This window comes from Achromobacter sp. JCM 18799 (genome assembly GCF_055395645.1).
Genome location: NZ_AP043866.1, coordinates 4,380,453 through 4,404,628, shown reverse-complemented (window position 1 = coordinate 4,404,628; position 24,176 = coordinate 4,380,453). Strand labels below are relative to the sequence as shown.

The 24,176-nt window shown below is 66.8% G+C and carries 24 protein-coding genes; 13 read left to right on the top strand and 11 right to left on the bottom strand.

The features are described 5' to 3' along the window. Nucleotides 1–20: 20 nt before the first annotated feature. Together ACZ5YA_RS20725 and adh are read right to left on the bottom strand one after the other, a co-directional pair. Entirely contained in the window at nucleotides 21–398 is a 378-nt protein-coding gene (locus ACZ5YA_RS20725; protein WP_054455269.1) for a DUF779 domain-containing protein, read from the bottom strand. A 57-nt stretch (nucleotides 399–455) separates the two neighbouring features. Next, complete coding sequence (gene adh, locus ACZ5YA_RS20720; RefSeq protein WP_059377164.1) at nucleotides 456–1,985, bottom strand: aldehyde dehydrogenase; 1,530 nt, start codon at nucleotides 1,983–1,985, stop codon at nucleotides 456–458. Nucleotides 1,986–2,292: 307 nt separating this feature from the next. On the opposite strand from adh, the gene ACZ5YA_RS20715 reads away from it, so the two are divergent. Next, entirely contained in the window at nucleotides 2,293–4,173 is a 1,881-nt protein-coding gene (locus tag ACZ5YA_RS20715; protein WP_464091168.1) for a sigma-54-dependent Fis family transcriptional regulator, read from the top strand. Nucleotides 4,174–4,181: 8 nt separating this feature from the next. Here the strand turns inward: ACZ5YA_RS20715 and trpC are convergent, their stop codons facing one another. From trpC to rpe, 6 genes are all read right to left on the bottom strand, one after another. Next, nucleotides 4,182–4,970, bottom strand: a complete 789-nt coding sequence (gene trpC, locus ACZ5YA_RS20710; protein ID WP_464091167.1) for an indole-3-glycerol phosphate synthase TrpC — start codon at nucleotides 4,968–4,970, stop codon at nucleotides 4,182–4,184. Beyond that, on the bottom strand, nucleotides 4,967–5,998 hold the full coding sequence (gene trpD, locus ACZ5YA_RS20705) for an anthranilate phosphoribosyltransferase (RefSeq protein WP_054455246.1): 1,032 nt from the start codon (nucleotides 5,996–5,998) through the stop codon (nucleotides 4,967–4,969). Before trpD ends, trpC begins: the two co-directional genes overlap by 4 nt. Nucleotides 5,999–6,010: 12 nt before the next feature. Continuing rightward, the gene (locus ACZ5YA_RS20700; RefSeq protein WP_059377201.1) at nucleotides 6,011–6,577 is read right to left on the bottom strand and encodes an aminodeoxychorismate/anthranilate synthase component II; all 567 of its coding nucleotides are present in this window, start codon (nucleotides 6,575–6,577) and stop codon (nucleotides 6,011–6,013) included. Between the two features lie 56 nt (nucleotides 6,578–6,633). Next, entirely contained in the window at nucleotides 6,634–8,154 is a 1,521-nt protein-coding gene (trpE, locus tag ACZ5YA_RS20695) for an anthranilate synthase component I (RefSeq protein ID WP_118935212.1), read from the bottom strand. A 263-nt stretch (nucleotides 8,155–8,417) separates the two neighbouring features. After that, nucleotides 8,418–9,125: a phosphoglycolate phosphatase gene (locus ACZ5YA_RS20690; protein ID WP_059377203.1), complete on the bottom strand. Its 708-nt coding sequence runs from the start codon at nucleotides 9,123–9,125 to the stop codon at nucleotides 8,418–8,420. 14 nt (nucleotides 9,126–9,139) lie between these two features. After that, nucleotides 9,140–9,868, bottom strand: a complete 729-nt coding sequence (rpe, locus tag ACZ5YA_RS20685; RefSeq protein ID WP_054455236.1) for a ribulose-phosphate 3-epimerase — start codon at nucleotides 9,866–9,868, stop codon at nucleotides 9,140–9,142. A gap of 129 nt (nucleotides 9,869–9,997) precedes the next feature. Between rpe and apaG the strand changes: the two genes are divergently transcribed. The 5 genes from apaG (at nucleotide 9,998) to ACZ5YA_RS20660 (ending at nucleotide 14,838) form a co-directional block, all read left to right on the top strand. Further along, on the top strand, nucleotides 9,998–10,372 hold the full coding sequence (gene apaG / locus ACZ5YA_RS20680; RefSeq protein ID WP_039882644.1) for a Co2+/Mg2+ efflux protein ApaG: 375 nt from the start codon (nucleotides 9,998–10,000) through the stop codon (nucleotides 10,370–10,372). A gap of 38 nt (nucleotides 10,373–10,410) precedes the next feature. Further along, a complete protein-coding gene (mltA, locus tag ACZ5YA_RS20675; protein WP_251878635.1) occupies nucleotides 10,411–11,712 on the top strand; it encodes a murein transglycosylase A in 1,302 nt (433 codons plus the stop codon). Further along, nucleotides 11,709–12,878 (top strand): UbiH/UbiF family hydroxylase, encoded by a 1,170-nt coding sequence (locus tag ACZ5YA_RS20670; protein ID WP_059377208.1) that lies wholly within the window; start codon nucleotides 11,709–11,711, stop codon nucleotides 12,876–12,878. The genes mltA and ACZ5YA_RS20670 overlap by 4 nt, the downstream gene beginning before the upstream one ends. A gap of 144 nt (nucleotides 12,879–13,022) precedes the next feature. Further along, nucleotides 13,023–13,820, top strand: a complete 798-nt coding sequence (locus ACZ5YA_RS20665; protein ID WP_059377211.1) for a DsbC family protein — start codon at nucleotides 13,023–13,025, stop codon at nucleotides 13,818–13,820. A gap of 61 nt (nucleotides 13,821–13,881) precedes the next feature. Next, nucleotides 13,882–14,838 (top strand): D-2-hydroxyacid dehydrogenase family protein, encoded by a 957-nt coding sequence (locus ACZ5YA_RS20660; RefSeq protein ID WP_059377213.1) that lies wholly within the window; start codon nucleotides 13,882–13,884, stop codon nucleotides 14,836–14,838. A gap of 64 nt (nucleotides 14,839–14,902) precedes the next feature. Here the strand turns inward: ACZ5YA_RS20660 and ttcA are convergent, their stop codons facing one another. Both ttcA and folB read right to left on the bottom strand, forming a co-directional pair. Next, nucleotides 14,903–15,871, bottom strand: coding sequence for a tRNA 2-thiocytidine(32) synthetase TtcA (gene ttcA, locus ACZ5YA_RS20655; RefSeq protein ID WP_059377215.1), 969 nt, complete (start codon nucleotides 15,869–15,871; stop codon nucleotides 14,903–14,905). Between the two features lie 2 nt (nucleotides 15,872–15,873). Beyond that, nucleotides 15,874–16,233, bottom strand: coding sequence for a dihydroneopterin aldolase (folB, locus tag ACZ5YA_RS20650; protein ID WP_008164827.1), 360 nt, complete (start codon nucleotides 16,231–16,233; stop codon nucleotides 15,874–15,876). Between the two features lie 124 nt (nucleotides 16,234–16,357). Between folB and ACZ5YA_RS20645 the strand changes: the two genes are divergently transcribed. Continuing rightward, nucleotides 16,358–17,260, top strand: coding sequence for an NAD(P)/FAD-dependent oxidoreductase (locus ACZ5YA_RS20645; protein WP_464091166.1), 903 nt, complete (start codon nucleotides 16,358–16,360; stop codon nucleotides 17,258–17,260). Nucleotides 17,261–17,271: 11 nt separating this feature from the next. Here ACZ5YA_RS20645 and pcaD read toward each other — a convergent pair whose 3' ends face one another. Beyond that, entirely contained in the window at nucleotides 17,272–18,069 is a 798-nt protein-coding gene (gene pcaD, locus ACZ5YA_RS20640) for a 3-oxoadipate enol-lactonase (RefSeq protein ID WP_464091165.1), read from the bottom strand. Nucleotides 18,070–18,169: 100 nt separating this feature from the next. Here pcaD and ACZ5YA_RS20635 point away from each other — a divergent pair, with 100 nt between their 5' ends. The 6 genes from ACZ5YA_RS20635 to urtE all read left to right on the top strand — a co-directional run bounded on the left by ACZ5YA_RS20635 (nucleotide 18,170) and on the right by urtE (nucleotide 24,163). Further along, nucleotides 18,170–19,093, top strand: coding sequence for a LysR family transcriptional regulator (locus ACZ5YA_RS20635; protein ID WP_464091164.1), 924 nt, complete (start codon nucleotides 18,170–18,172; stop codon nucleotides 19,091–19,093). A gap of 355 nt (nucleotides 19,094–19,448) precedes the next feature. Continuing rightward, nucleotides 19,449–20,642: an urea ABC transporter substrate-binding protein gene (gene urtA / locus ACZ5YA_RS20630; protein WP_464091163.1), complete on the top strand. Its 1,194-nt coding sequence runs from the start codon at nucleotides 19,449–19,451 to the stop codon at nucleotides 20,640–20,642. 69 nt (nucleotides 20,643–20,711) lie between these two features. After that, complete coding sequence (urtB, locus tag ACZ5YA_RS20625) at nucleotides 20,712–21,614, top strand: urea ABC transporter permease subunit UrtB (protein WP_464091162.1); 903 nt, start codon at nucleotides 20,712–20,714, stop codon at nucleotides 21,612–21,614. A gap of 4 nt (nucleotides 21,615–21,618) precedes the next feature. After that, complete coding sequence (urtC, locus tag ACZ5YA_RS20620; protein ID WP_251878646.1) at nucleotides 21,619–22,665, top strand: urea ABC transporter permease subunit UrtC; 1,047 nt, start codon at nucleotides 21,619–21,621, stop codon at nucleotides 22,663–22,665. A gap of 32 nt (nucleotides 22,666–22,697) precedes the next feature. Next, on the top strand, nucleotides 22,698–23,459 hold the full coding sequence (urtD, locus tag ACZ5YA_RS20615) for an urea ABC transporter ATP-binding protein UrtD (RefSeq protein WP_118933397.1): 762 nt from the start codon (nucleotides 22,698–22,700) through the stop codon (nucleotides 23,457–23,459). 14 nt (nucleotides 23,460–23,473) lie between these two features. Next, nucleotides 23,474–24,163, top strand: coding sequence for an urea ABC transporter ATP-binding subunit UrtE (gene urtE, locus ACZ5YA_RS20610; protein WP_464091161.1), 690 nt, complete (start codon nucleotides 23,474–23,476; stop codon nucleotides 24,161–24,163). Nucleotides 24,164–24,176: the final 13 nt, after the last annotated feature.

The window sequence follows — 24,176 nt, the reverse complement described above, 5'->3', positions numbered from 1 at the left end:
GCGACCAGCCGGCTAGGGGCTCAGCCTTTGCTGACGGGCGCCACCCGCGCCCACTCCTCGTCCGAGTACAGCCGCGAGCGCAGCAGGAAGCGCTTGCCTTCCGCGCTGTCCAGCGAGAACGCGCCGCCGCGGCCGGGCACGGCGTCGATGATGAGCTGGGTGTGCTCCCAATACGCGAACTGGTCCTCGCCCATGTAGAACGGGCAGCCTTCCAGTTCGCCCAGCAGCACATCCGATCCGCCCACCATGAATTCGCCCTGGGCATAGCACATGGGCGAACTGCCATCGCAGCAGCCGCCGGACTGGTGGAACATCAGCGGGCCGTGCTTGGCCCGCAGCGTTTCGATCAGGCTGCGCGCCTCGTCGGTGGCGACCACGCGCGGCGTTTGCTCTGCCATGTCAGGCTCCTTTGAGGCGCGCCGGGCCTCGCGGCCCGGCGCCGGAACACAACCGGGTCAGAAGAAACCCAGCTTCTTCGGCGAGTAGCTCACCAGCAGGTTCTTGGTCTGCTGATAGTGGTTGAGCATCATCTTGTGGTTCTCGCGCCCGATGCCCGATTGCTTGTAGCCGCCAAACGCCGCATGCGCAGGATAGGCGTGATAGCAGTTGGTCCACACGCGGCCCGCCTTGATGGCGCGTCCCATGCGATAGCAGGTGTTGGCGTCGCGCGACCACACGCCCGCGCCCAGGCCGTAGAGCGTGTCGTTGGCCAGGGCCAGCGCGTCGTCGGCATCCTTGAAGGTCGTCACGGCCACCACCGGCCCGAAGATTTCCTCCTGGAACACGCGCATCTTGTTGTGGCCCTTGAACACCGTGGGCTGCACGTAATAGCCGCCTTCCAGCGCTCCCTGCATCTGCGCGCGCGAGCCGCCGGCCAGCACGTCGGCGCCTTCCTGCTTGCCGATGTCCAGGTACGACAGGATCTTCTCCAGCTGCTCGGTGGATGCCTGCGCGCCCAGCATGGTGTCCGCGTCCAGCGGATTGCCCTGCTTGATCTCGGCCACGCGCTTCAGGGCGCGTTCCATGAACTTGTCGTACAGGGATTCCTGGATCAGCGCGCGGCTGGGGCAGGTGCAGACCTCGCCCTGGTTCAGCGCGAACATGACGAAGCCTTCGATCGCCTTGTCGAGGAAGTCATCGTCCTGCGCGGCCACGTCGGCGAAGAAGATGTTGGGCGATTTGCCGCCCAGTTCCAGCGTGACCGGAATGATGTTCTGCGAGGCGTACTGCATGATGAGGCGGCCGGTGGTGGTCTCGCCGGTGAACGCGATCTTGGCGATGCGCTTGTTCGAGGCCAGCGGCTTGCCCGCTTCCAGGCCGAAGCCCGTGACCACGTTCACCACGCCCGGGGGCAGGATGTCGCCGATCAGTTCCATCAGCAGCAGGATGCCCAGCGGCGTCTGCTCGGCGGGCTTGAGCACCACGCAGTTGCCCGCGGCCAGGGCCGGCGCCAGCTTCCACGCGGCCATCAGGATGGGGAAGTTCCACGGAATGATCTGGCCCACCACGCCCAGCGGTTCGTTGAAGTGATAGGCCACGGTGTCGTGGTCGATCTCGGACAGCGAGCCTTCCTGGCTGCGGATGCAAGAGGCGAAATAGCGGAAGTGGTCGATCGCCAGCGGGATGTCGGCGGCGCGCGCTTCGCGGATGGGCTTGCCGTTGTCCCAGGTTTCGGCCGTGGCCAGGCGCTCCAGGTTCGCCTCCATCACGTCGGCGATCTGCATCAGCATGCGGGCGCGCTGCGCGGCCGGGGTCGCTCCCCATTTCGGCGCGGCGCGATGCGCGGCGTCCAGCGCCAGCTCGATGTCGCGCTCCTTGGAGCGGGCATTGCGCGTCAGCACCTGGCCCGTGACCGGCGTGACGTTGTCGAAGTATTCGCCGTCGGAGGGCTTCTGCCATTTGCCGTCGATGAAATTGTCGTACTGGGTCTTCAGGTCCAGGCGCGTGCCGTAGGAGTCGGGGGTGATGCGGGTCGCGATGTCCATGCTTGTCTCCGGTATTGTGGGGGTGCGGCAGTCGGCTGCCTGTCCTTTATCAAGCAAGGAGCGTGCCAGTCGGTGCTTCCCCGCTGGACAGCCCGCGGCTTGCATGCGAAAGTAGGTTTCCAAAATGGGGCGACGTGCAGCAATGCCCCAGAGGGCCGGCCCGCCGCCGGGCCGCCCCTGGGCGGGTCAGCTCCCCGGGGGGCAGGCAGTCCGCGTAGCGGGCGCGGCGTGAGGGCTCGCTCCCTGTCGCTTTTTGCGACATCGTCGCGGAACAGGTGTCGCAGAACGCCTGTCCCAGGAGACATGCATGGCCACTCATTCCCGTCAGCACGCGCTGACGCAAGCGCGCCTGCTGTTCAACCAGCAAGGCGCGGTGCCCGGCGGCATGGTCGCCGAGCCCATCCTGCGGTCGTGGCGTCGCTGCGCCGACCTGGGCTTCGACATGCGCGGCGTGCGCCGCGCCGAGCTCATGACCCAGGGCGAGTTGCGCGAGGCCCAGCAGCGCAACGAGGCGCTGCGCAGGCTGTCCGAACCCGCCATATCCCTGCTGCGCCGCCAGGCCGGCGGCAGCGGCGGCCTGGTGATCCTGTCCGACGCGCAAGGCCTGGTGCTGGACTCCGACGGCGACACCGGTTTCGCCCAGCGCGCCTCGCGCGTGGCGCTGATGCCCGGCGCGCCCTGGGACGAAGCGGCGGCAGGCACCAACGCCATCGGCACCGCGCTGGTGGAAGGCCGGCCCATCGCCGTGCATGGCGCGGAACACTATTTCGAACCCAACCGCATCCTGACCTGCGCCGCCGTCCCCATTACCGACAGCGAGGGCCGCACGCTGGGCGTGCTGGACCTGTCCAGCCCGGCGCGCGACCTGCGGCCCGATGTGCTGGAACTGGTGCGCGCCTCCGTGGACCTGATCGAGCACCGTTTGTTTGAACAAGCCTACGAGCAGCACGCCGTGCTGCGGCTGCATGTGGACCATTCCGGACTGGGCGCGCCCGGCGAGGGCCTGCTGGCCTTCCAGGGCGACCTGCTGATCGGCGCCAACCGCCGCGCTTTGCAGGCGCTGGGCCTGGCGCCCACCGCACTGGGCGTGTACCGCTACGCCGACGTATTCGACGGCGACATGGAGCGCTGCCCCGACGCGGCCGGCAGGGTGCAGGCGCGCTCGGGCGCCGTGTACCACGCGCGTCTGCGTTGGCCGCGTTCGCGCGCGCCACAGGCGCCAGCGCGGCCGGCGCTGCCGCCCGCGGCCGGCCCGCGCCCCGCTGAACCGAGTTTCGATGCCGCAACCCTGGGCGCGCTGGCACGCGCCGTCCACCTGTCGGATGCGGGCGTGTCGATTCTGTTGCAAGGCGAAACCGGCGTGGGCAAGGAAGTGTTCGCGCGCCAGCTGCATGCGCGCAGCAAGCGCGCCTGCGGGCCGTTCGTGGCGGTGAACTGCGCGGCGTTGCCGGAAAGCTTGATCGAATCCGAGCTGTTCGGCTATGAAGACGGCGCCTTCACTGGCGCGAGGCGCCAGGGCAGCAAGGGACTGCTGCGCCAGGCGCACGGCGGCGTGCTGTTCCTGGACGAGATCGGCGACATGCCGCTGATGCTGCAATCGCGCTTGCTGCGCGTGCTGCAGACGCGTGAAGTCTCGCCGCTGGGCGCGGCCAGGCCGGTGTCCGTGGACTTCGCGCTGGTGTGCGCGACACACCGGCCGCTGGCGCACGAGGGGCCCGACGCGCCGGTGCGCCCGGACCTGTACTTCCGCATCGCCGAATACACCGTCACGCTGGAACCGTTGCGTGCACGCGCCGACCGCCTGGAGCTGCTGCGTGGCCTGTGGGCGGCGCAAGGCGCAGGCCCTGTGCTGCCGGCCGAGATCGAAGCCATCCTGGCCGCCTATTCATGGCCCGGCAACTACCGGCAACTGGCGGCCGTGCTGCGCACATTGCACGTGCTGGCGGGACCTGCCGGCGTCGTCGAGGCCGACATGCTGCCCGCCGACATCCGCGGCGCGGCGTCTGCGCCGCAAGCCGCAGGCACAGACGTTGATCCTGCGAATCTGCAAGCCATGACGGACGCCGCGATCCACAATGCCCTGGCCGCCCATGGCGGCAATGTCAGCCGCGCTGCGCGCGCGCTGGGCGTGCACCGCAGCACGCTTTATCGCCGCGTTGCGGCGCTGGGCGCGCCGCGTGCGAGGTAGTTTTTCGCCTAGCCCATCAGGCGCGCAAGTTCCGCGCCCGGATCCTTGGCGCGCATGAAGGCTTCGCCCACCAGGAAGGCGTCGACCTTGTGCTGGCGCATCAGCTGCACGTCTTCCGGTTTGAGAATGCCGCTTTCGGTCACGACGCGCTTGCCGGCGGGGATCCGGGGCAGCAGGTCCAGGGTGTTCGACAGGCTGGTCTCGAAGGTGCGCAGGTTGCGGTTGTTGATGCCGAGCAGCGGCGTCTTCATGGTCAGCGCGACGTCCAGTTCCTGGGCGTCGTGCACTTCCGCCAGCACGTCCATGCCCAGTTCCATTGCCAGCGTTTCATAGTCGCGCAGTTGCGCGGGGCTGAGCGCGGCCACGATCAGCAGCACGCAGTCCGCGCCCATGGCGCGCGCGACGATGATCTGGTACGGGTCGATCACGAAGTCCTTGCGCAGCACCGGCAGCGAGCAGGCCGCGCGCGCCTGGCGCAGGTGGTCGTGGGAGCCCTGGAAGAACTGCACATCGGTCAGCACCGACAGGCAGGCCGCGCCGTGCACCGCATAGGTGGCGGCGATTTCCGGGGGATTGAAAGGGTCGCGCAGCACGCCCTTGGACGGCGAGGCCTTCTTGATTTCGGCGATGACGCCGGGCTTGCCTTGCGAGATCTTGTCTTCGATGGCTTGGGCAAAGCCACGCACGTCTTGCCGCGCCTGCGCTTCGCGCAGGACTTCGGCTTCGCTGCGCATCTGGCGAGCGGCGGCGACTTCCTCGGCCTTGACGGCGAGGATCTTCGCGAGAATATCGTTCATTTCAGGAATTTCCGGGTATATGCGCAGAATTCTTCCAGCTTGGCTCGCGCCGCGCCGGTGGAGATAAGTTCAAATGCTAGAGCCAATGCCTCGGGAATGGAATCGGCCTTATTGCCAGCATAGATGGCGAGTCCCGCATTGAGCGCGACGATGTCGCGGGCGGTGCCTTCGACATTTTCGAGCGCCTCGATGACAAGCTCACGCGATTGTTCGCGATTGGACACCTTGATGCTTCGGTTGGACATCATGGATAGCCCGTAGTCCTCGGGGTGGATCTCATATTCGAGGACTTTCCCGTCCTTGAGTTCCCCGACCAGGGTGGCGCCGCCCAGCGAGGCCTCGTCCATGCCGTCCTTGCCGTGCACCACCAGCACGTGGCGCGACCCCAGGCGTTCCAGCACGCGCACCTGGATGCCGACCAGGTCGGGGTGGAAAACACCCATCAGCTGGTTGGCGGCTCCGGCCGGGTTGGTCAGCGGGCCCAGGATATTGAAGATGGTGCGCACGGCAAGTTCCTTGCGCACGGCGGCCACGTTCTTCATGGCGCCATGGTGGGCGGGCGCGAACATGAAGCCGATGCCGGTGGCCTGGATGCACTCGGCCACCTGTTCGGGCGTCAGCACCAGGTTGGCGCCCAGGGCTTCCAGCACGTCGGCGCTGCCGCTGGAGGACGAGGCGCTGCGGTTGCCGTGCTTGGCGATCGGCACGCCGGCCGCCGCCGCCACGAACATGGCAGTGGTGGAAATGTTGAAGGTGTGGCTGCCGTCGCCGCCGGTGCCGCACATGTCCAGCAGGTCGGCGGGGTTGGGCGTGACCACGGGCGTGGCGAATTCGCGCATGACCTGCGCGGCCGCGGTGATCTCGCCGATGGTCTCTTTCTTCACGCGCAGGCCCATCAGCAAGGCGCTTGCGATCTGCGGCGACATTTCGCCGCGCATCAGCATGCGCATGAGATGCAGCATTTCGTCGTGGAAGATTTCGCGGTGTTCAATGCAGCGCGTCAGCGCTTCGGCGGGGGAAATAGTCACGATGCGTCCTTCTTAGGCGAGGTTCAGGAAATTGCGGAGCAGGGCATGGCCGTGCTCGCTGAGCACCGACTCGGGATGGAACTGTACTCCGTATAGCGGCAAGGTCTTGTGGCGCACGCCCATGATGTCGCCGTCCGGCGCGGTCGCGGTCACGGCCAGGCAGTCGGGCAGGGTGGCGGGGTCGATGGTCAGCGAGTTGTAACGGATCACGGTGTACGGGGTGGGAAGACCGGTGAAGATGTCCGTGCCCGTGTGCGAGATCCGCACGGTCTTGCCGTGCATGATCTGCTGCGCGCGCACGATGTCGCCGCCGTAGGCCGCGCCGATGGCCTGATGGCCCAGGCACACGCCCAGGATGGGCTTCTTGCCGGCAAAGGTCTGGATCACGGGCACCGAGATGCCTGCTTCGGCCGGCGAGCAGGGGCCGGGCGACACGCAGATACGGTCCGGATTCATGGCGGCGATCTCTTCCAGCGTGATCTGGTCGTTGCGCGCCACGCGCACGTCTTCGCCCAGTTCACCGAAGTACTGCACCAGGTTGTAGGTGAAAGAGTCGTAGTTGTCGATCATCAACAGCATTTAATTCTCCTGTGGGGCCGCCCGGCGGCCCGGATATGTCCGGTGGGGGCGGGGCCTCAGATGGGTTCGTCCAGGCCGTGCTGCACCTGTTCCGCGGCGCGCAGCACCGCGCGGGCCTTGGCTTCGGTTTCGGCCCATTCGGCTTCGGGGTTGGAGTCGGCCACGATGCCGGCGGCGGCCTGCACGTACAGCGTGCCGTCCTTGATGACGCCGGTGCGGATGGCGATGGCCACGTCCATTTCGCCGCCGTAGCTCAGGTAGCCAGCCGCGCCGCCGTAGATGCCGCGGCGCACGGGCTCCAGCTCGTCGATGATCTTCATGGCCTCGACCTTGGGTGCGCCGGTCAGGGTGCCTGCGGGGAAGGACGCGCGCAGCACGTCCATGCTGCTCATGCCGGGGTTCAGCGTGCCGGTGACGTTGGACACCAGATGCATCACGTGCGAGTAGCGTTCGATCACCATGGTGTCGCTGACCTTGACCGAGCCCACCTGGGCCACGCGGCCCACGTCGTTGCGCGCCAGGTCGATCAGCATCACGTGCTCGGCCACTTCCTTGGGATCGGCCTTCAGTTCGGCGGCCAGGGCGGCGTCTTCCTCGGGCGTGCCGCCGCGCTTGCGGGTGCCGGCCAGGGGACGGATCGTAATCTGCGACTTGGGCTCGCCGTTTTCCACCACGCGCTCCTGGCGCACCAGGATTTCCGGCGACGCGCCGACCACCTGGAAGTCGCCGAAGTTCCAGAAGTACATGTAGGGGGAGGGATTGAGCGACCGCAGGGCGCGGTAGAGGGAGAGAGGGGAATCGCGGAAGGGCTTGGCGATGACTTGGCCGATCTGCACCTGCATCAGGTCGCCGGCGGCGATGTGTTCCTTGGCGCGGTGCACGGCCGCCAGATAGTCTTCCTTCTTGAAGTCGCGCCGCTCTTCGGTCTGCATGCTGGCGTGGCTGTAGGGAATTTCCACCGGGCGTCGCAGTCGGGCGCGCAGGTCGTGCAGGCGCTGCTGGGCGCGGCTGTAGGCTTCGGGCTGGCTCGGGTCCGCGTAGACCATCAGGTAGATCCGGCCGGCCAGGTTGTCGACGATGACCAGCTCGTCCACGTGCATCAGCATCAGGTCGGGCGTGCCGCCTTCCATGCCGGCGGGAAACGGCTTGACCGCCGGGCCCAGGCAGGGCTCGATGTGGCGCACCGTGTCGTAACCGAAGTAGCCGGCCAGGCCGCCGCAGAAGCGCGGCATGCCGGGACGCAGGGCGACCTTGAAGCGGCTCTGGTATTGCTCGATGAAGGCCAGCGGATCGCCGTCATGGGTCTCGGCGACCTTGCCGTCGTGCAGCACCTCGGTGCGGGTGCCGCTGGCGCGGATCACCGTGCGGGCCGGCAGGCCGATGAAGGAATAGCGGCCGAAGCGTTCGCCGCCCACCACCGATTCCATCAGGCAGGTCATGCGCCCGCCCTGGGGGCCGGCGTGCGCGAGCTTCAGGTAGATGCCAAGCGGGGTGTCCAGGTCGGCATAGGTTTCCGCGACCAGCGGGATGCGGTTGTAGCCTTGTGCGGCGAGGGCCTTGAATTCGATTTCGGTCATGTCGGGTCTCGTGAGCGATTTATCTGCTATCGGACCAGGCGCGCAACAAAAAAGCCCGGTCCAGGTTACTGGTTCCGGGCTTGGCTCTGTGATTATTTACACAGCTACGGCACTAGGCGGCATACGCGTCCAGGGCCGGGAGGGATCATCGCCACCCGGAAGACAAACGCCACCAGCGCCACGAGGCGCCGAGCATTTGGTTCTGGATGGAAACGTTCATTGAGCTTTGTTCAGTATTGAATTCGCGGTGCGCCGCCGGGTGTTCAGGAGCCTGTTCTTGCCGCGTTCTGGTTTTGATTCCAGAGCGCGACCCACTGGGCGGCGGCGACTAGCGTGTCAACTATACCATCGACATCCAGCTCGCGCACGTCCCGGCCTTCGTTGTAACCATAAGGCACGACCAGGACCTGGGTGCCGGCGCTGCGGCCGGCCTGGGCGTCATTGACCGAATCGCCGATGGTCACGGCTTCGTGCATGGCGACGCCGAGCAGGTCGCAGGCATGCACCACCTGATCCGGATCGGGCTTGCGGCGCTCGCAGGTGTCGCCGCAGACCACGGCGTCGAAAAAGCCCGCCAGGCCCGTGCGCTGCAGCAGCGGCAGGGTGAATTCGGTGGGCTTGTTGGTGACGACGGCCAGCTTCAGCCCTTGCTCGCGCATGAGCTTCAGGCCGTCGATGACGCCGGGATAGATCTGCGCCTTTTCGCCATTGGACAGGTGGTAATGGCGATAGAAGGCGGCGCGGGCCACGTCGAACTCGGCGGCCGAGGGGTCGGCTGCATCCAGGCTGCCGGCCAGGCTGCGGCGCACCAGGTTGTCCACGCCCTTGCCCACGAAGGTGGCCACCACGTCTTCGCGCAGGGGCGACATGCCCAGTTCCACGCGCATGGCATTGGCGGCGAAGGCCAGGTCGGGAATCGAATCCAGCAGGGTGCCGTCCAGGTCCAGCAGCGCGGCGCGAAAAGCGGTCATGTCGGTTCCCCGGCTCAGATGGCGGTGGTTTCGCCGATGGCGATCTGTTCGCGCATGGACTTGATGATGCCGGCATAGTCCGGCTTGCCGAAGATGGCGGAGCCGGCCACGAAGGTGTCGGCGCCGGCGCGGCGGATTTCAGCGATGTTGTCGATCTTCACGCCGCCGTCGACCTGCAGCACGATTTCCTGGCCGCCGGCCTGCGTCCAGGCGTCGATGCGGGCGCGCGCCTCGCGCAGCTTGGTCAACGCACCCGGGATGAAGCTCTGGCCGCCGAAGCCCGGATTCACCGACATGATCAGGATCAGGTCGATCTTGTCCATCACGTAGTCCAGGTAGGACAGCGGGGTGGCGGGATTGAACACCAGGCCGGCCTTACAGCCGTTTTCACGGATCAGCGACAGCGTGCGGTCCACGTGGCGGCTGGCGTCCGGGTGGAAGCTGATGTAGTCGGCGCCAGCCTTGGCGAACATCGGCACCAGGTCATCCACCGGTTCCACCATGAGATGCACGTCGATCGGCACCTGGACGTGGGGGCGGATGGCCGCGCACACCATCGGGCCGATGGTCAGATTGGGGACATAGTGGTTGTCCATCACGTCCACGTGGATCCAGTCGGCGCCGGCGGCGACGACGTTGCGGACTTCCTCGCCCAGGCGGGCGAAGTCGGCCGACAGGATGCTGGGGGTGATGCGGGTGGAAGCCTGTTGGGTAGACATGATGTTCGGGATCGGGGAGGGCATAATGTGCCATTATTGCAGTTTGAGGCGCGGTACCGGGAATGGCCCGGCCCGGCGGGTCCGGGAACCGTGTCTTTTCCAGCGTCAGGCGCCGTACCACGGCCGCCCGCCAGCACCACACAGGGAAGGACTGTGAAACCTTACGACCTGAGCGTCTCTGTCTCTCCGCGCTTCGTGCCTGAACAGTCCGATCCTGGCGAACAGCAGTTCGTGTTCGCCTATACCGTCCGCATCACCAATACCGGCGAGCATCCCGCCCAGGTGATCAGCCGCCATTGGATCATCACCGACGGCAACCAGCGCGTGCAGGAAGTGCGCGGGCTGGGCATCGTCGGGCAGCAGCCCTTGCTCGCGCCCGGCGAAACCTTCGAGTACACCAGCGGCTGTCCCCTGCCCACGCCGGTGGGCACGATGCGCGGCACTTACCACTGCGTCGGCGAGAACGGCATTCCGTTCGAAGTGCCGATCTCCGAATTCGTCCTGGCCATGCCGCGTACCCTGCATTGAATGGCCCGGCTATCCGTCGCACGTTTTTTCATTTGCTCATGAAGCGCATTCTCAGTCTGTCCGTGCTGTCCGTCCTGCTGGCGGCATGTTCCACCCCCTCCGATATCCCTCCCGACTCCGGTTCGACCGGCATCCCCGGCCCGTCCGCGCCCGCAGCCGACGGCCCGCTGGTGGTGCCGTCGCTGGCGTCCTTGCCCGATACCCCGCCGCGCGCGCTGGCGGGCAAGTACAAGGCGGCGAACTGGGCCGAGATGCCCGGCTGGACCAACGATGACCTGTCGCGCTTCTGGCCTCTGTTCCTGCGCAATTGCCGCGGCCTGATGCGGCCGACCAGCGGCAACCTGGCCGCGCCGGCGCGCGCCACGCCGCGGGCCTGGCAGCCGGTCTGCGCCGCCGCGGCGGATCCGTCCCGCGCGCCTGCCGCGGGCGATGGCGAGGGCGTGCGCCGCTTCCTCCAGACCTATCTGCAGCCCTGGCGCCTGAACGCGGCCGACGGCAAGCCGGCCGCCAATACCGTGACGGGCTATTACGAGCCCCTGGTGCGCGGCTCGCGCCGCCAGGGCGGCAGCCATCAATGGCCGCTGTACACCGTGCCGGCGGACCTGCTGACCATCGACCTGGGTTCGATCTATCCGGAACTGGCGGGCAAGCGCGTGCGCGGCAAGCTGGACGGCAAGCGGGTGGTGCCCTATGACTCGCGCGCCGCCATCGAATCGTCAGGCCGCCGTCCGCCCGTGCTGGTGTGGGTGGACGACCCCGTCGACAACTTCTTCCTGCAGGTGCAGGGCTCGGGCCGTGTGCAGCTGACCGACGGCCCTGATTCCGGCAAGACCATCCGCGTGGCCTACGCCGACCATAACGGCCAGCCTTATGCCTCGATTGGCCGCTGGCTGATCGACCGGGGCGAGCTGTCGGCCGACCAGGCCTCCATGCAGAACATCCGCGCCTGGGCCCAGCGCAATCCCAAGCGCGTGCCGGAAATGCTCAACGCCAACCCGGCGGTGGTGTTCTTCCGCGAAGAGGCGGTGATCGACCCGGAGCAAGGCCCCAAGGGCGCCTACGCCGTGCCGCTGGCCCCCATGCGTTCGATCGCGGTCGACGCGGGCTTCGTGCCGCTGGGCACGCCTGTATTCCTGGCCACCACCTATCCCGCGTCCGATCGGCCGCTGCAGCGCCTGGTGCTGGCCCAGGACACGGGCACGGCCATCCGCGGCGCCGCGCGCGCCGACTTCTACTGGGGCTACGGCGACGACGCCGGCCAGCAAGCCGGCCGCATGAAGCAGCGCGGCCAGATGTGGGTGCTGTGGCCGAAACAGGCCGGGGAGCCGAGCGCAAGATGAGCCATCAGATCGTCGTTTGCGGGGCCGGCATCGTCGGCCTGTCCACTGCCCTGGCGCTGGCCCGCCGCGGCCAACGCGTGGCCGTGCTGGCGCCGCGCGCCAGCGTGCCGCCGGCCGATCCCGACCGCTACCATCCGCGCGTCTACGCCATTTCGCCCGCCAGCCAGCGCTTTCTGGCCGAACTCGGCGTGTGGGACGCCATGCCCGCGTCCCGGCTGACGCCGGTCAACGCCATGGAAATCCACGGCGACGCCGACGGCCAGGTGAATCTGAGCGCCTGGCAGGCGGCGCTGCCGCAACTGGCCTGGATCGTCGAGTCCGGCGAAATCGAGCGCGTGCTGATCCAGGCCGTCCGCATGTTCGGCATTCCCTGGCTGGAGGACCGCTGCACGGGTTACCGCGACGGCGCCATCGACACCGAAAGCGGCACGCGCATCGAGGCCGAGCTGTTCGTGGGCGCCGATGGCGCGGCGTCGCCGCTGCGCGAGGCCGCCGGCCTGAAGCATGAATCCGTGTCCTATGACGACACGGGTCTGGTGGTGCATCTGGACGCCGAGCGTTCACATCAGGGCGCCGCCTTCCAGTGGTTCCGCGACGACGGCGTGCTGGCTCTGCTGCCGCTGCCCGATACCTCCGCCGGTGCGCAGGTTTCCATGGTCTGGTCCATGCGCACCGAACTGGCCCAGGCGCTGCTGGCCTTGCCGCCCGAGGAGCAGGCTGCCCGCCTGGAAACCCTGCTGGCCGACGCCGCCGAAGGCCGCCTGGGCGCGCTGAAGGTCCGCAGCAAGCTGCATGGATTCCCCTTGACGCTGGAGCGCGCCCAGATGGTTGCGCCCGGCATCGCGCTGGCGGGCGACGCGGCGCACCGCCTGCACCCGCTGGCAGGCCAGGGGCTGAACCTGGGCCTGGGCGACGTCGAGGCCCTGGCCCGCGTCGTCGCCGGCCGCGAAGCCTACCGCGCGGCGGGCGACCTGCGCGTGCTGCACCGCTACCAGCGCGCGCGCGCCGAGCCGGTGCTGGCCATGCGCCTGGCCACCGACGGCCTGCACAAGCTGTTCGCGTCGCGGGCGACGCCGCTGGTCTGGCTGCGCAATGCCGGCATGCACTGGGTCGAACGGGCGCCTCTGATCAAGCGCCGCCTGATCACCGGCGCTTCGGCCAACTAGGGCCGGATCCGTCCCGCGGAACCTCGCCCGCGGCCGGATTGTCTGACTCATAGGGGGTGCCTGCCCGTGCAGGCCGGATTCGCCCAGGCGCGGATCGGTTACCCTTTCCGCACAAGAACACGATAGATAAGTACAGGAGTACCGATGAATTTCCGCATATCCGCCACCTTGGCCGCTTGTTTCCTGGCCGCGGGCCTGGGCATGTCCGCCGGCGCGGCGGCCCAGGGCGACAAGTCCGTCTCCACCCAGTCCGTGGGCCAGCCCGGCAAGGGCGACAAGAGCTACTCCACCACCCAGGTGGCGCCGGCCGATCCCGTGGCGGACGCGGTCAAGGACCGCTTCCGCCAGCGTTTCGACGGCATGGATGTCACGGCCGTGCGCCGCACGCCCTACGGGCTGTTCGAAGTGCAGCTGGGCATGGACCTGATCTATACGGATGAAAAGGTGACCTGGGTCATGGAAGGTCCGTTGATCGACGCCATGACGCGCCGCGACGTCACCCGCGAAACGCAGGAGCGCCTGAGCGCCGTGTCGTTCGACCAGCTGCCGCTGGACCTCGCCATCAAGCAGGTCAAGGGCGACGGTTCGCGCAAGGTCGCGATCTTCGAAGACCCCAATTGCGGCTACTGCAAGCAATTGCGCAAGACACTGGAAAACGTCGACAACATCACCGTCTACACCTTCCTCTATCCCATCTTGTCGCCCGATTCCAAGGACAAGGTGCGCGACGTGTGGTGCTCGAAGGACCCGGGCGCGACCTGGGACGACTGGATGCTGCGCGGCAAGAAGCCCGCCACCGCGAATTGCGACGTACCCGAGGACAAGCTGCTGGCCCTGGGCCAGAAGCTGATGGTGCGCGGCACGCCGACCACGTTCTTTGCAGACGGCTCGCGCGTCAGCGGCGCCTTGCCGCTGGAGCAATTCAAAGCCCGCTTGAACTGACCGGCGCGCGGCGCCGGCCGGGAGGCTGGCGCCACAGGCGCCAAGCCCCCGGAGACAGCTCTTGAAAATCGCAATACTCGACGATTACCACGACGTAGCCAAGCGCTATGCGGATTGGACCTCGCTGGGCGGCAACGCCGAGGTGCGGATCTTCAACAACTTCATTCCCGAGGGGCAGGTCGAACCCACGCTCGAACCCTTCGAGGTGATCGTCGCGATGCGCGAGCGCACACCATTCCCTGCGGAGCGGATCCGCGCGCTGCCGAACCTGCGCCTCTTGGTCACTACCGGCATGCGCAACAACGCCATCGACATGCAGGCTTGCGCCGAGCAGGGCATCGTCGTGTGCGGCGCGCCCGGCAGCGCCGAGGCCAACACCGCCACGGCTGAATTGGCCTGGGCGCACATCCTCGGCCTGTTCAAGCATCTGCCCACCGAAGACGCCGCCATGCGCCGCGGCATGTGGCAGACGGGCATGCCCGAGCCGCTGGCGGGCAAGCGCCTGGGCGTGCTGGGTCTGGGCAAGCTGGGCGCGGCGGTGGCCAAGGTGGGGCTGGCCTTCGGCATGGACGTGGTGGCCTGGAGTCCCAACCTGACCGATGAGCGCGCCGAGGCGGCGGGCGTGAAGCGGGTGGACAAGCACGAGCTCTTCGCCACGTCCGACGTCGTCAGCCTGCATCTGATCCTGTCCGAACGCAGCCGCCATGTGGTCGACGCGGCAGCCCTGGCCGCGATGAAGCCGACCGCCTACCTGGTCAACACCTCGCGCGCCGGCCTGGTGGATCAGGAAGCCTTGATGGACGCGCTGGTGAAGTTCCGCATCGCCGGCGCCGGCCTGGACGTCTATCCCGAGGAACCGCTGTCGCCCACGGATTCCGTGCGCGACCTGGACAACGTGATCCTGACGCCGCACCTGGGCTACGTCAGCCGCGAGAACTTCGAAGCCTTCTACCAGAACGCGCTGGAGGCGGTGAAGGCGTGGAAGTCGGGCCAGCCGATTCGCGTGCTGAATGCGTAGGCGTAGCGCCTGCAAATGAAAAAGGCTGCCCTGGGCAGCCTTTTTCAATTCCCGCGCGCCGTTTTCAGCTGCGCGTGAACGTCACCTTCTTCTCGACGATGGCGCCGGGCTCCAGCGCTTGCGGTGTATCGCCACAGGCTTCGCCGGCATCTTCCTGCGGGTCTTCGGCATCGAACGCCGTGTCGCCATTGGCGTCAGGCAGACCGGTGGGCTTCAAGCCCACGAAATCGAACAGGTCGCGGTCCATCAAGTGCGAAGGCACCACGCGCGACAGCGCGTTGAACACGTTCCACGAGCGGCCCGGATGCTGCTTGTCCCATTCCTTGATCATGCGGCCCACTTCCTTGCGCTTCAGGTTCTCTTGCGAACCGCAGAGATTGCAGGGAATGATGGGGAACTGCTTGAGTTCGGCGTAGGCGATCAGATCGGTTTCCGGCACATAGGCCAGGGGGCGGATCACTGTGTGGCGGCCGTCGTCGGACACCAGCTTGGGCGGCATGCCCTTGGCCTTGCCGCCGTAGAACAGGTTCAGGAAGAACGTGCCCAGGATGTCGTCGCGGTGATGGCCCAGCGCGATCTTGGTCGCGCCCAGTTCGGAGGCGACGCGGTACAGGATGCCGCGGCGTAGGCGCGAACAGAGCGAGCACATGGTCTTGCCCTCTTCCAGCACGCGCGTGACGATGGAATACGTGTCCTGCGTCTCGATGTGGAAGGGCACGCCCAGTTCCGTCAGGTACTGGGGCAGGATGTGGTCGGGAAAGCCCGGCTGCTTCTGGTCCAGGTTGACCGCGATCAGCTCGAACTTGAAGGGAGCGCGCTTCTGCAGCTGCAGCAGGATGTCCAGGAGCGCGTAGGAGTCCTTGCCGCCCGACAGGCAGACCATGACGCGGTCGCCTTCTCCAATCATGTTGTAGTCGGACAGGGCGCGCGTGGTTTCGCGGGCCAGGCGCTTGGTCAGCTTGTTGCCTTCGTGGCGGGCCTTTTCTTCGGCCTCGGTGCGAAAGCGCACCTCGGGGGTAGCTATGTCGTTCATGGTCAGCGAGTGATCTGGATTTCCACGCCCACCGCCGCGCAGTCGGAAAAGGCCATGGGCTTGCTGATGCGCAGGCGCAGCGCGCGGATTTCCTGGAAGTCGGCCAGCAGGCGCGCCGCGACCTGCTCCGACAGGGTTTCGATCAGGTTCACGTGCGCCTGCGTGCATTCTTCCACGATGGCCTCGCGCAGCCGGCGGTAGTCCAGCACGCTGTGGATGTCATGGTCGTCGACCGAGCGCTGGATGTCCACGTCGAAGTCGGCGTCGACATGCAGGGGCTGGGTGGCGCGGCGCTCGTGCTCGAGGATGCCGATGCGGGCGTCGAGCGCGAGCCCGGAAAGAATGATGCGGCGTGTAGGCATGATGAAAACCTGGGTGGGGTAGCCCGGAATTGTAAGGCGACAGCGGAACGGGGGCGGCGCGCTGGCTACAATCCGGCCATGTCCGGGCGTCCGCGAGGCGCCGGCGCAGTCAATAAGGGGTGAAATGCAACAGATGCACGATTCGGTCATTGTAGGCGGCGGCCCCGCCGGCGCCTCCTGCGCCCTGTGGTTGGCGCGCCTGGGCCTGTCCCCGCTATTGGTCGAGGCGGGCCCACGGCTGGGCGGGCTGGGCAATGACAATCCCTTCGCCGACGACTGGATCGCCGTGCTGCCCGGCGTGACCGGGCAGCAGGTGGCCGCCAATATCGACGCCAGCGTGCGTGCGGCCGGCGTGCCGCTGCGGCTGGAAACCCGCGTAACCGGGGTGCGTCCCTGCAAGGGCGGCATCGAGGCCACGCTGGCAGGCGCCGACGGCGCCGAATCCCTGGTGCGCGGGCGCACCCTGGTGATCGCCTCGGGCGTGCGCGCCAAGGGGCTGCCGGACCATCCGCCGGGCGCATCCTGGCCCGGCGTGCTGATCGGCCCGGGCTCGCCCATCGTGGCGCAGGACTATTCGGGCCTGTCGGTGGCGGTGCTGGGCGGCGGCGACAACGCCTTCGAAAACTACGTCTACGTGCGTAACCGCGGCGCCCGCAGCGTGCATCTCTATGCCCGCAGCGTCCGCGCCCAGCAGCAATGGGTGACGCGCGCCGGCCGCGAAGGCGTGCATATCGGACCGTACAAGGTGGATCCCGCCACCCGCAGCGTGGACGGCGAGCAGTACGACCTGATCCTGGTCTTCTACGGCTGGGAGCCCCAGGCCGGCTTTGCCGACAGCCTGCATCTGGCCCGCGACGAGCGCGGCTACATCCGCACGGACTTCGCCACCGCCGAAACCAGCGTGCCGGATATCTATGCCGTGGGCGAAGTGGCACACCGCATGCATCCCTGCGTGGTCACCTCCATGGCCGACGGCGTGGTCGCGGCCAAGGCCATCCAGCGCCGCTGGGAGCGCGGCGCGGAGTAGGGACGCGGGCTTCAGGCCGTGAGCAGGAATTCCAGCACCGCGGCCTCGAACGCCTCGGGCAATTCGATGTTCGCCAAGTGCACGGCCGGCAGCGTCAGCAGCCTGGCGCCAGGGATGGCGGCGGCGATCTGCTCGCCGTGGCTGGCCGCGGTGACCGTGTCGTGCTGGCCCGCGATGACCAGCGTCGGATTCGGGATCAGCGCCATGGTGCGGCGCAGGTCGAAGTCCCGCACGGCGGCGAATGCGCCCGCCAGGCCATGCTTGTCGGTGTTCAGCAGCATGGTGCGGAACGGCTCGACGGCGGGATTGCTCTGCTGCAGCCAGGACGCGGGAAACCAGTTCTTCAGGAAGGTCTCGGCCGTTTTCGACATGTTCTCTGCCCGCAGCGTGGCGGCGATGCGTTCGTCCCATTGCGGCACGGGTCCCAGATAGGCCGAGGTATTGCTCAGGACCAGGCGATGGATGCGCTGTGGCGCATGCACGCCCAACCATAGACCGACGATGCCGCCCAGCGACAGCCCCAGGAAATGCGCGCGCTCGATGCCCAACCCGTCCATCAGCTCCAGCACGTCGCGGCCCAGGCGGTCAAGCGAGTAAGGACCTTGCGGCACGCTGGACGCGCCATGGCCGCGGTAGTCATAGCGCAGCACGCGGAAGTGGCGAGTCAGCGCGGGAATCTGCGCGTCCCACATGTGCAGCGTGGTGCCGATGGAGTTCGCCAGCACCAGCGTGGGCAGATCCGCGCGGCCATCGTAACGGTAGGCGATGCGCGCGCCGTCGCCGGCGGTGTAGTAGGAGATGTCTTGCATGATGCTTGGCCTCGCGGTGGTTGGTGTGAGGCAAATCGTAGTTGCGCGCCATTAAAGAAAAAATTACAAAGTTTGCACAATCATTGTCGGAAAAACAGACATGAGCGAATTCACGCTGCACGATCTCCAATGCTTCGACGCGGTGGCGCGCGCCGGCGGCTTCCAGGCGGCTGCGGCAACGCTGCACCGTTCGCATCCGGCGGTATTCGCCGCCGTGGCCAAGCTGGAGCGGCAGTTGGGTCTGGCCTTGCTGGACCGCAGCGGCTACCGCGTGAGCCTGACGGCGGCGGGGCAGTCCTTCCATGCGCGCTCGCAATCGCTGCTGCGCGAGCTGACCGCCTTGCGCGCGCACGCCGAACAACTGGCCATGGGCGAGGAAACCGAGCTGCGCATCGTGATCGGCGACTTCTGTCCGCGCCCCTACGTGCTGGGCTTGCTGAGCCGTTTTTTCGCAGGCTGTCCGGCCACGCGCCTGGACCTGCACTTCGAGGCCGTGTCCGGGCCGCAGGAACGCCTCTACGACGGCGAGGCCGACCTCATCCTGCATCGCGTCGCCAAGAACGACGCCCGCATCGAATGGGTCGACCTGGCCAAGGTGCCTTTCGTACCCGTGGTGGCGCCGGGCTTTCTGCGTGAACCCGTGCCGCGCGCGATCAAGCCCGCGCTGATGCGCGACTACACGCAATGCGTCATGCGCGACACCGCCAGGCACATGCCGCCGCAGGATTACTTCACCGTGGAAGGCGCGCGCCAGTGCACGGTGGCGGACCAGCTGATGAAGAAGGAAATCATCCTGCAAGGCATGGGCTGGGGTCACATGCCGCGTTTTCTCGTCGAAGACGAACTGCGCGACGGACGTCTGATCTCGATCGCCAACCGCCATCTGCCGGGCAGTGTCGAAGAACTGGTCGCCGCGCGCCGCACGGACCGCGCGCAAGGCCCGGTCTCGAACCGCTTGTGGCACTACTTGCAGAATGCCGCGCCAGCCTTGCGCCGCGCCCTGGCAGCGAGCCGCGGCCGCTAAGGGAAAATACGCATGGCATAGCGCCACACGCTTCTTCAGAATGCCTTCCAGACGCAAGTTCGTCTTCAAATTTTCGCCGACTGCCAGTGTTGCCAGTCAGGCGTAGGGCAAAAAGGCCCGAGCCGGAATTTCCGGCTCGGGCCTTTTCGTTTTCCGTTTGTCCATCGCTTTTCTTCGAATGGCGTTTCGCTGCGCCGTGGGCGCAGCTTTGCCTGAAGAAACGTGGCAGGCAGCGGGCGGACGGCAGTCGTCGTGATGTGGTGGGCAAAGGCGCCTGCCCAATCCCGGGCAGTTCAGGGCTTGCGTGCAAGCCCTAGCCGGAGGCTTGCCTTCAGAAACGCACAGGAGCGCAACGATGAGCGTATACAACCGCCGCCGCTTTCTGCAGCACAGCGGCTCCATGGTCCTACTGAGCGCCGCGTCGGGGATGGCAGCCTTGCCCCGCCAGGCTTACGCCCAAGACACAGTCAAACTGGGCCTGCTGCATTCGCTGTCCGGCACCATCGCCATCGCCGAGGCGTCGCTGGTGGACGCGGAGAAGCTGGCGATCGAAGAGATCAACGCCTCGGGCGGCGTGATGGGGCGCAAGATCGAACCCGTGGTCGAAGACGGCGCGAGCGAGAACGCCGTGTTCGCCGAGAAAGCGCGCAAGCTGCTCGACCGCGACAAGGTCGCCGCCATCGTGGGCTGCTATACCTCGGCTTCGCGCAAGGCGCTGCTGCCGGTGCTCGCGCGCAGCAAGGGCCTGCTGTACTACCCCACCTACTACGAGGGCCAGGAGCAGGACGCGCGGGTGTTCTATCCATCGCAGGAAGCCACGCAGTCCGTGATCGCGGCGGTGGAGTGGATGGCGCGTGAAAAGGGCAAGACCTTTTTCCTGGTCGGTTCCGACTACATCTATCCGCGCACCTGCAACAAGATCGCCAAACCGGCCATTGCCCGCATGAATGCCAAGGTGGTGGGCGAAGAGTACGCGCCGCTGGGCCATACCGAGTTCTCTTCCATCATCAACAAGATCAAGGCGGCCAAGCCCGAGTGCATCTACAGCACCGTGGTGGGCGGCTCCAACGTGGCGTTCTACAAGCAGCTGCGCGCCGCCGGCCTGGACGGCACGCGCGTGGTGCTGCTGTCCACCGTGGTGTCCGAGAACGAGATCGAAGGCATCGGCAAGGACAACGCGGCGGGCTACTACGCCTGCATGGGTTACTTCCAGAGCCTGCAGAATCCGGCCAACGAAAAATTCGTCAAGGCCTTCAAGGCCAAGTACGGCCGGGACCGCGTCATCGGCGACCCGATGGAGGTTGCCTACAACAGCGTGTACCTGTGGAAGCTCGGCGTGGAGAAGGCCGGTTCGTTCGATCCCGACAAGGTGATCGCGGCCTCCGCCGGGCTGACACTGCAGGCGCCGGAGGGGACCGTGCGCGTGCACGAGACCAACCATCACGTCTGGAAGAAGGTGCGGGTGGGTCGGGCGCGGCCGGACGGGCAGTTCGACATCGTCTGGGAATCGGCCGACCTGATCGAGCCCAATCCCTTCCCGAAGCTGTAGCCCGCGCTTGCGGATGTGCGCAAGCCCTTGGCCGGCGGCCTTGCCGCCGGCGCAGCCAGGAACGTGACCATGAATATCGACATCGCGGCAATGCAGCTGTTCAACGGGATCAGCCTGTTCAGCATCCTCCTGCTGATGGCGATCGGCCTGGCCGTCGTGTTCGGCCTGATGGGCGTCATCAACATGGCGCACGGCGAGCTGATGGCCATGGGCGCCTACACCACCTACCTGGTCGCGCTGGCGTTTCAGCATTGGGCCCCCGGCTGGATGGACGTCTACCTGTTCGCGGCCATTCCGCTGGCGTTCCTGGTCACCTTCGCCTTCGGCTATGTGCTGGAGCGCGGCTTCATCCGCTGGTTCTACAACCGCCCGCTGGACACGCTGCTGGCGACCTGGGGTCTGAGCCTGATCCTGCAACAGGCCTACCGTTCGCTGTTCGGCGCGCAGGAGGTCAGCGTGCCGCTGGCCTCCTGGCTCAGCGGCGCGTGGGAGCCCACGCCCGACCTGCAGTTCCCGCTGAACCGCATCTTCATCCTGGGCCTGACGCTGCTGGTGGCGGTGGGCGTGTATCTGCTGCTTTACCGCAGCGCGTGGGGACTGCGCGTGCGCGCCGTCACCCAGAACCGCGCGATGGCGGGCGCCGTCGGCATCAACACGCGGCGCGTGGACGCGCTGACCTTCGCGCTGGGCTCCGGCCTGGCGGGCATCGCCGGCTGCGTCTTCACCATGATCGGGTCGACCAACCCCGGCACGGGCCAGCTCTACATCGTCGATTCATTCATCGTGGTGGTATTCGGCGGCGTCCAGAGCCTGCTGGGAACGGCGTTCTCCGGCCTTGCGATCGCACAGTCGCAGACCACGCTGGAATACCTGATGAGCGGCTCGATGGCCAAGGTCACGATCCTGGTCCTGGTGATCCTGGTCCTCTATTTCCGCCCGAACGGGCTGTTCGCCAACAAGACTCGGGGGTGATGCGATGAAGGCCCTGCACCGGAAAACCGAAGAGATCGCGATCCTGCTGGTCGCGGCGCTGATCCTGGCCGTCCTGCCCCTGTCGCTGGATCCGTTCCGGCTGAACCTGGTCGGCAAGTACATGGCGTTCGCCTTCGTGGCGATAGGCATCGTGCTGACCTGGGGCTACAGCGGCGTGCTGAGCCTGGGCCAAGGAATTTTCTTTGGACTGGGCGGGTACATGATGGCCATGTTCCTGAAGCTGGAGGCGTCCGCGCCGGAGCTGCCCGACTTCATGGTTTGGAGCAGCGTGGAGAGCCTGCCGGTCTGGTGGCAGCCATTCCATTCGCTGACGTTGACGCTGCTGCTGATCGTGGTCCTGCCGGGACTGGCGGCCTATCTGTTTTCGTTGGCGATCTTCCGCAAGCGGGTCAGCGGCGTGTATTTCGCCATCGTCACGCTGGCCCTGGCAATGACGCTGACCGTGCTCATCATCGGCCAGCAGGGAGACACGGGCGGCGCCAACGGCATTACCGACTTCCGCACGCTGCTGGGCTGGGACATCGTCGGCGATGAAGGCAAGCAGGCGCTGTACTTCATCGAAGCCGGCGCGCTGGTCGTGGCGATGCTGGCGGCGCTGGCGATTGTGCGCAGCCGGCTGGGCAAGATCCTGATCGCCATCCGCGACCGCGAGGACCGCGTGCGGTTCTCGGGCTACGACACCGCGCACGTAAAGGCTTGCATCTTTTGCGTGGCGGCGATCCTGTCCTCCATCGGCGGCGCCTTCTTCACGCTGCAGGTAGGCCTGATCTCTCCGGGCGCGATCGGCGTGGTCGCGTCGATCGAGATGGTGATCTATGCGGCGGTCGGCGGCCGGCTTTCGATTCCCGGGGCCGTGGTCGGGGCCTTGCTGATCGGCTTTCTCAAGTCCTATCTGTCAGAGACGTTCCCGGAGGTCTGGCTGTATTTCCTGGGGGCCATTTTTATTGCGGTCGTCGTGGTCATGCCCAACGGCCTGGCCGGCGTGTTCGGCCAGATTCAGGCGCGCCGCGCCGCGGGGAGCGCGCGATGAGTGCCACCCTGGACCTGCAGGAGCCCGCCAGCATGGAAATGAGCAGCGACCGCCCGGCGCCCGGCGCCATCCTGAGCGTCGAGGACCTGACGGTCTCGTTCGACGGTTTTCGCGCCGTGGACGGCTTGAGCCTGCGCGTGGCGCAGGATGAGCTGCGCGTCATCATCGGCCCGAACGGCGCGGGCAAGACCACGCTGCTGGACATCATCTGCGGCAAGACCCGGCCTTCAGCGGGCCGCGTGATGTTCCAGGGGCGCGACCTGGTGCGCATGGCGGAATTCGACATCGTGCGCGCCGGGGTCGGCCGCAAATTCCAGACGCCGTCGGTCTATGAAGACCTGACGGTGCTGGAGAACTTCGAGATCTCGCTGCCGAACGCGCACGGGGTGGTGCGCTCGCTGCGATTCCGGCGCACGGCCGAAATCCGCGAACGCATCCAGGACATGGCGGGGCAGGTGTTCCTGCAGGACCGCCTGGCGGAGAAGGCGGGCCGCCTGAGCCACGGCCAGAAGCAATGGCTGGAGATCGGCATGCTGCTGATGCAGAACCCGCAGTTGCTGTTGCTGGATGAACCCGTGGCCGGCATGAGTCCGCGCGAACGCGAACAGACGGCCGAGCTCCTGGCGCGCATCTCGCGCGGCAAGTCGATGGTGGTCATCGAGCACGACATGGATTTCGTCAAGCGCATCGCGCACAAGGTCACCGTGTTGCATCAGGGCCGCTTGCTGAGCGAAGGCACGGTGGCCGAGGTGCAGGCCGATCCGCGCGTGCTGGACGTGTACCTGGGCCATTGAGAGGAGGGCGCGCCATGTTCCAGATCGACAAGTTGAACGTGAGCTACGGCGAATCGCACGTCGTCCACGACGTGTGCTTCGACGTGGCGCCACGGGAATCCGTGGCCATCATGGGCCGCAACGGCATGGGCAAGACCACCTTGCTCAAGGCGCTGATCGGCATGCTGCGGTCGGGTTCGGGCAGCATCCGGCTGGATGGCGTGGAGCTGGCCGGCATGGAGAGCTACCAGCGCGTGTGCAGCGGGCTGGCCTTCGTGCCGCAGGGCAGGATGATCTTTCCCTTCCTGACCGTGGAGCAGAACATCCTGACCGGCGCGGAGCGCAGTGGCCTGAAGGCCGTGCCGGAATACCTGTACCGCTTTTTCCCGGTGCTGCACGAGATGCGCCGGCGCAAGGGCGGCAACCTGTCCGGCGGGCAGCAGCAGCAACTGGCGATCGCCCGCGCGCTGATTTCCGATCCGCGCGTGCTGATCCTGGACGAACCCACCGAGGGCATCCAGCCTTCCATCATCAAGGACATTGCACGGGTCCTGAACGCGCTGCGCGAGGAACGCGGCTTCGCCATCGTCGTGTCGGAACAGATGCTGAGCTTCGCGCTGGACCTGGCCGACCGCTTCCTGGTGATAGACCGGGGCCGCATCGTGCACGAAGCCTGCCGCGAGAGCCTGGACCAAGACAAAGTCAGATCTTTCCTGACGGTATGACCGTCAACCACCG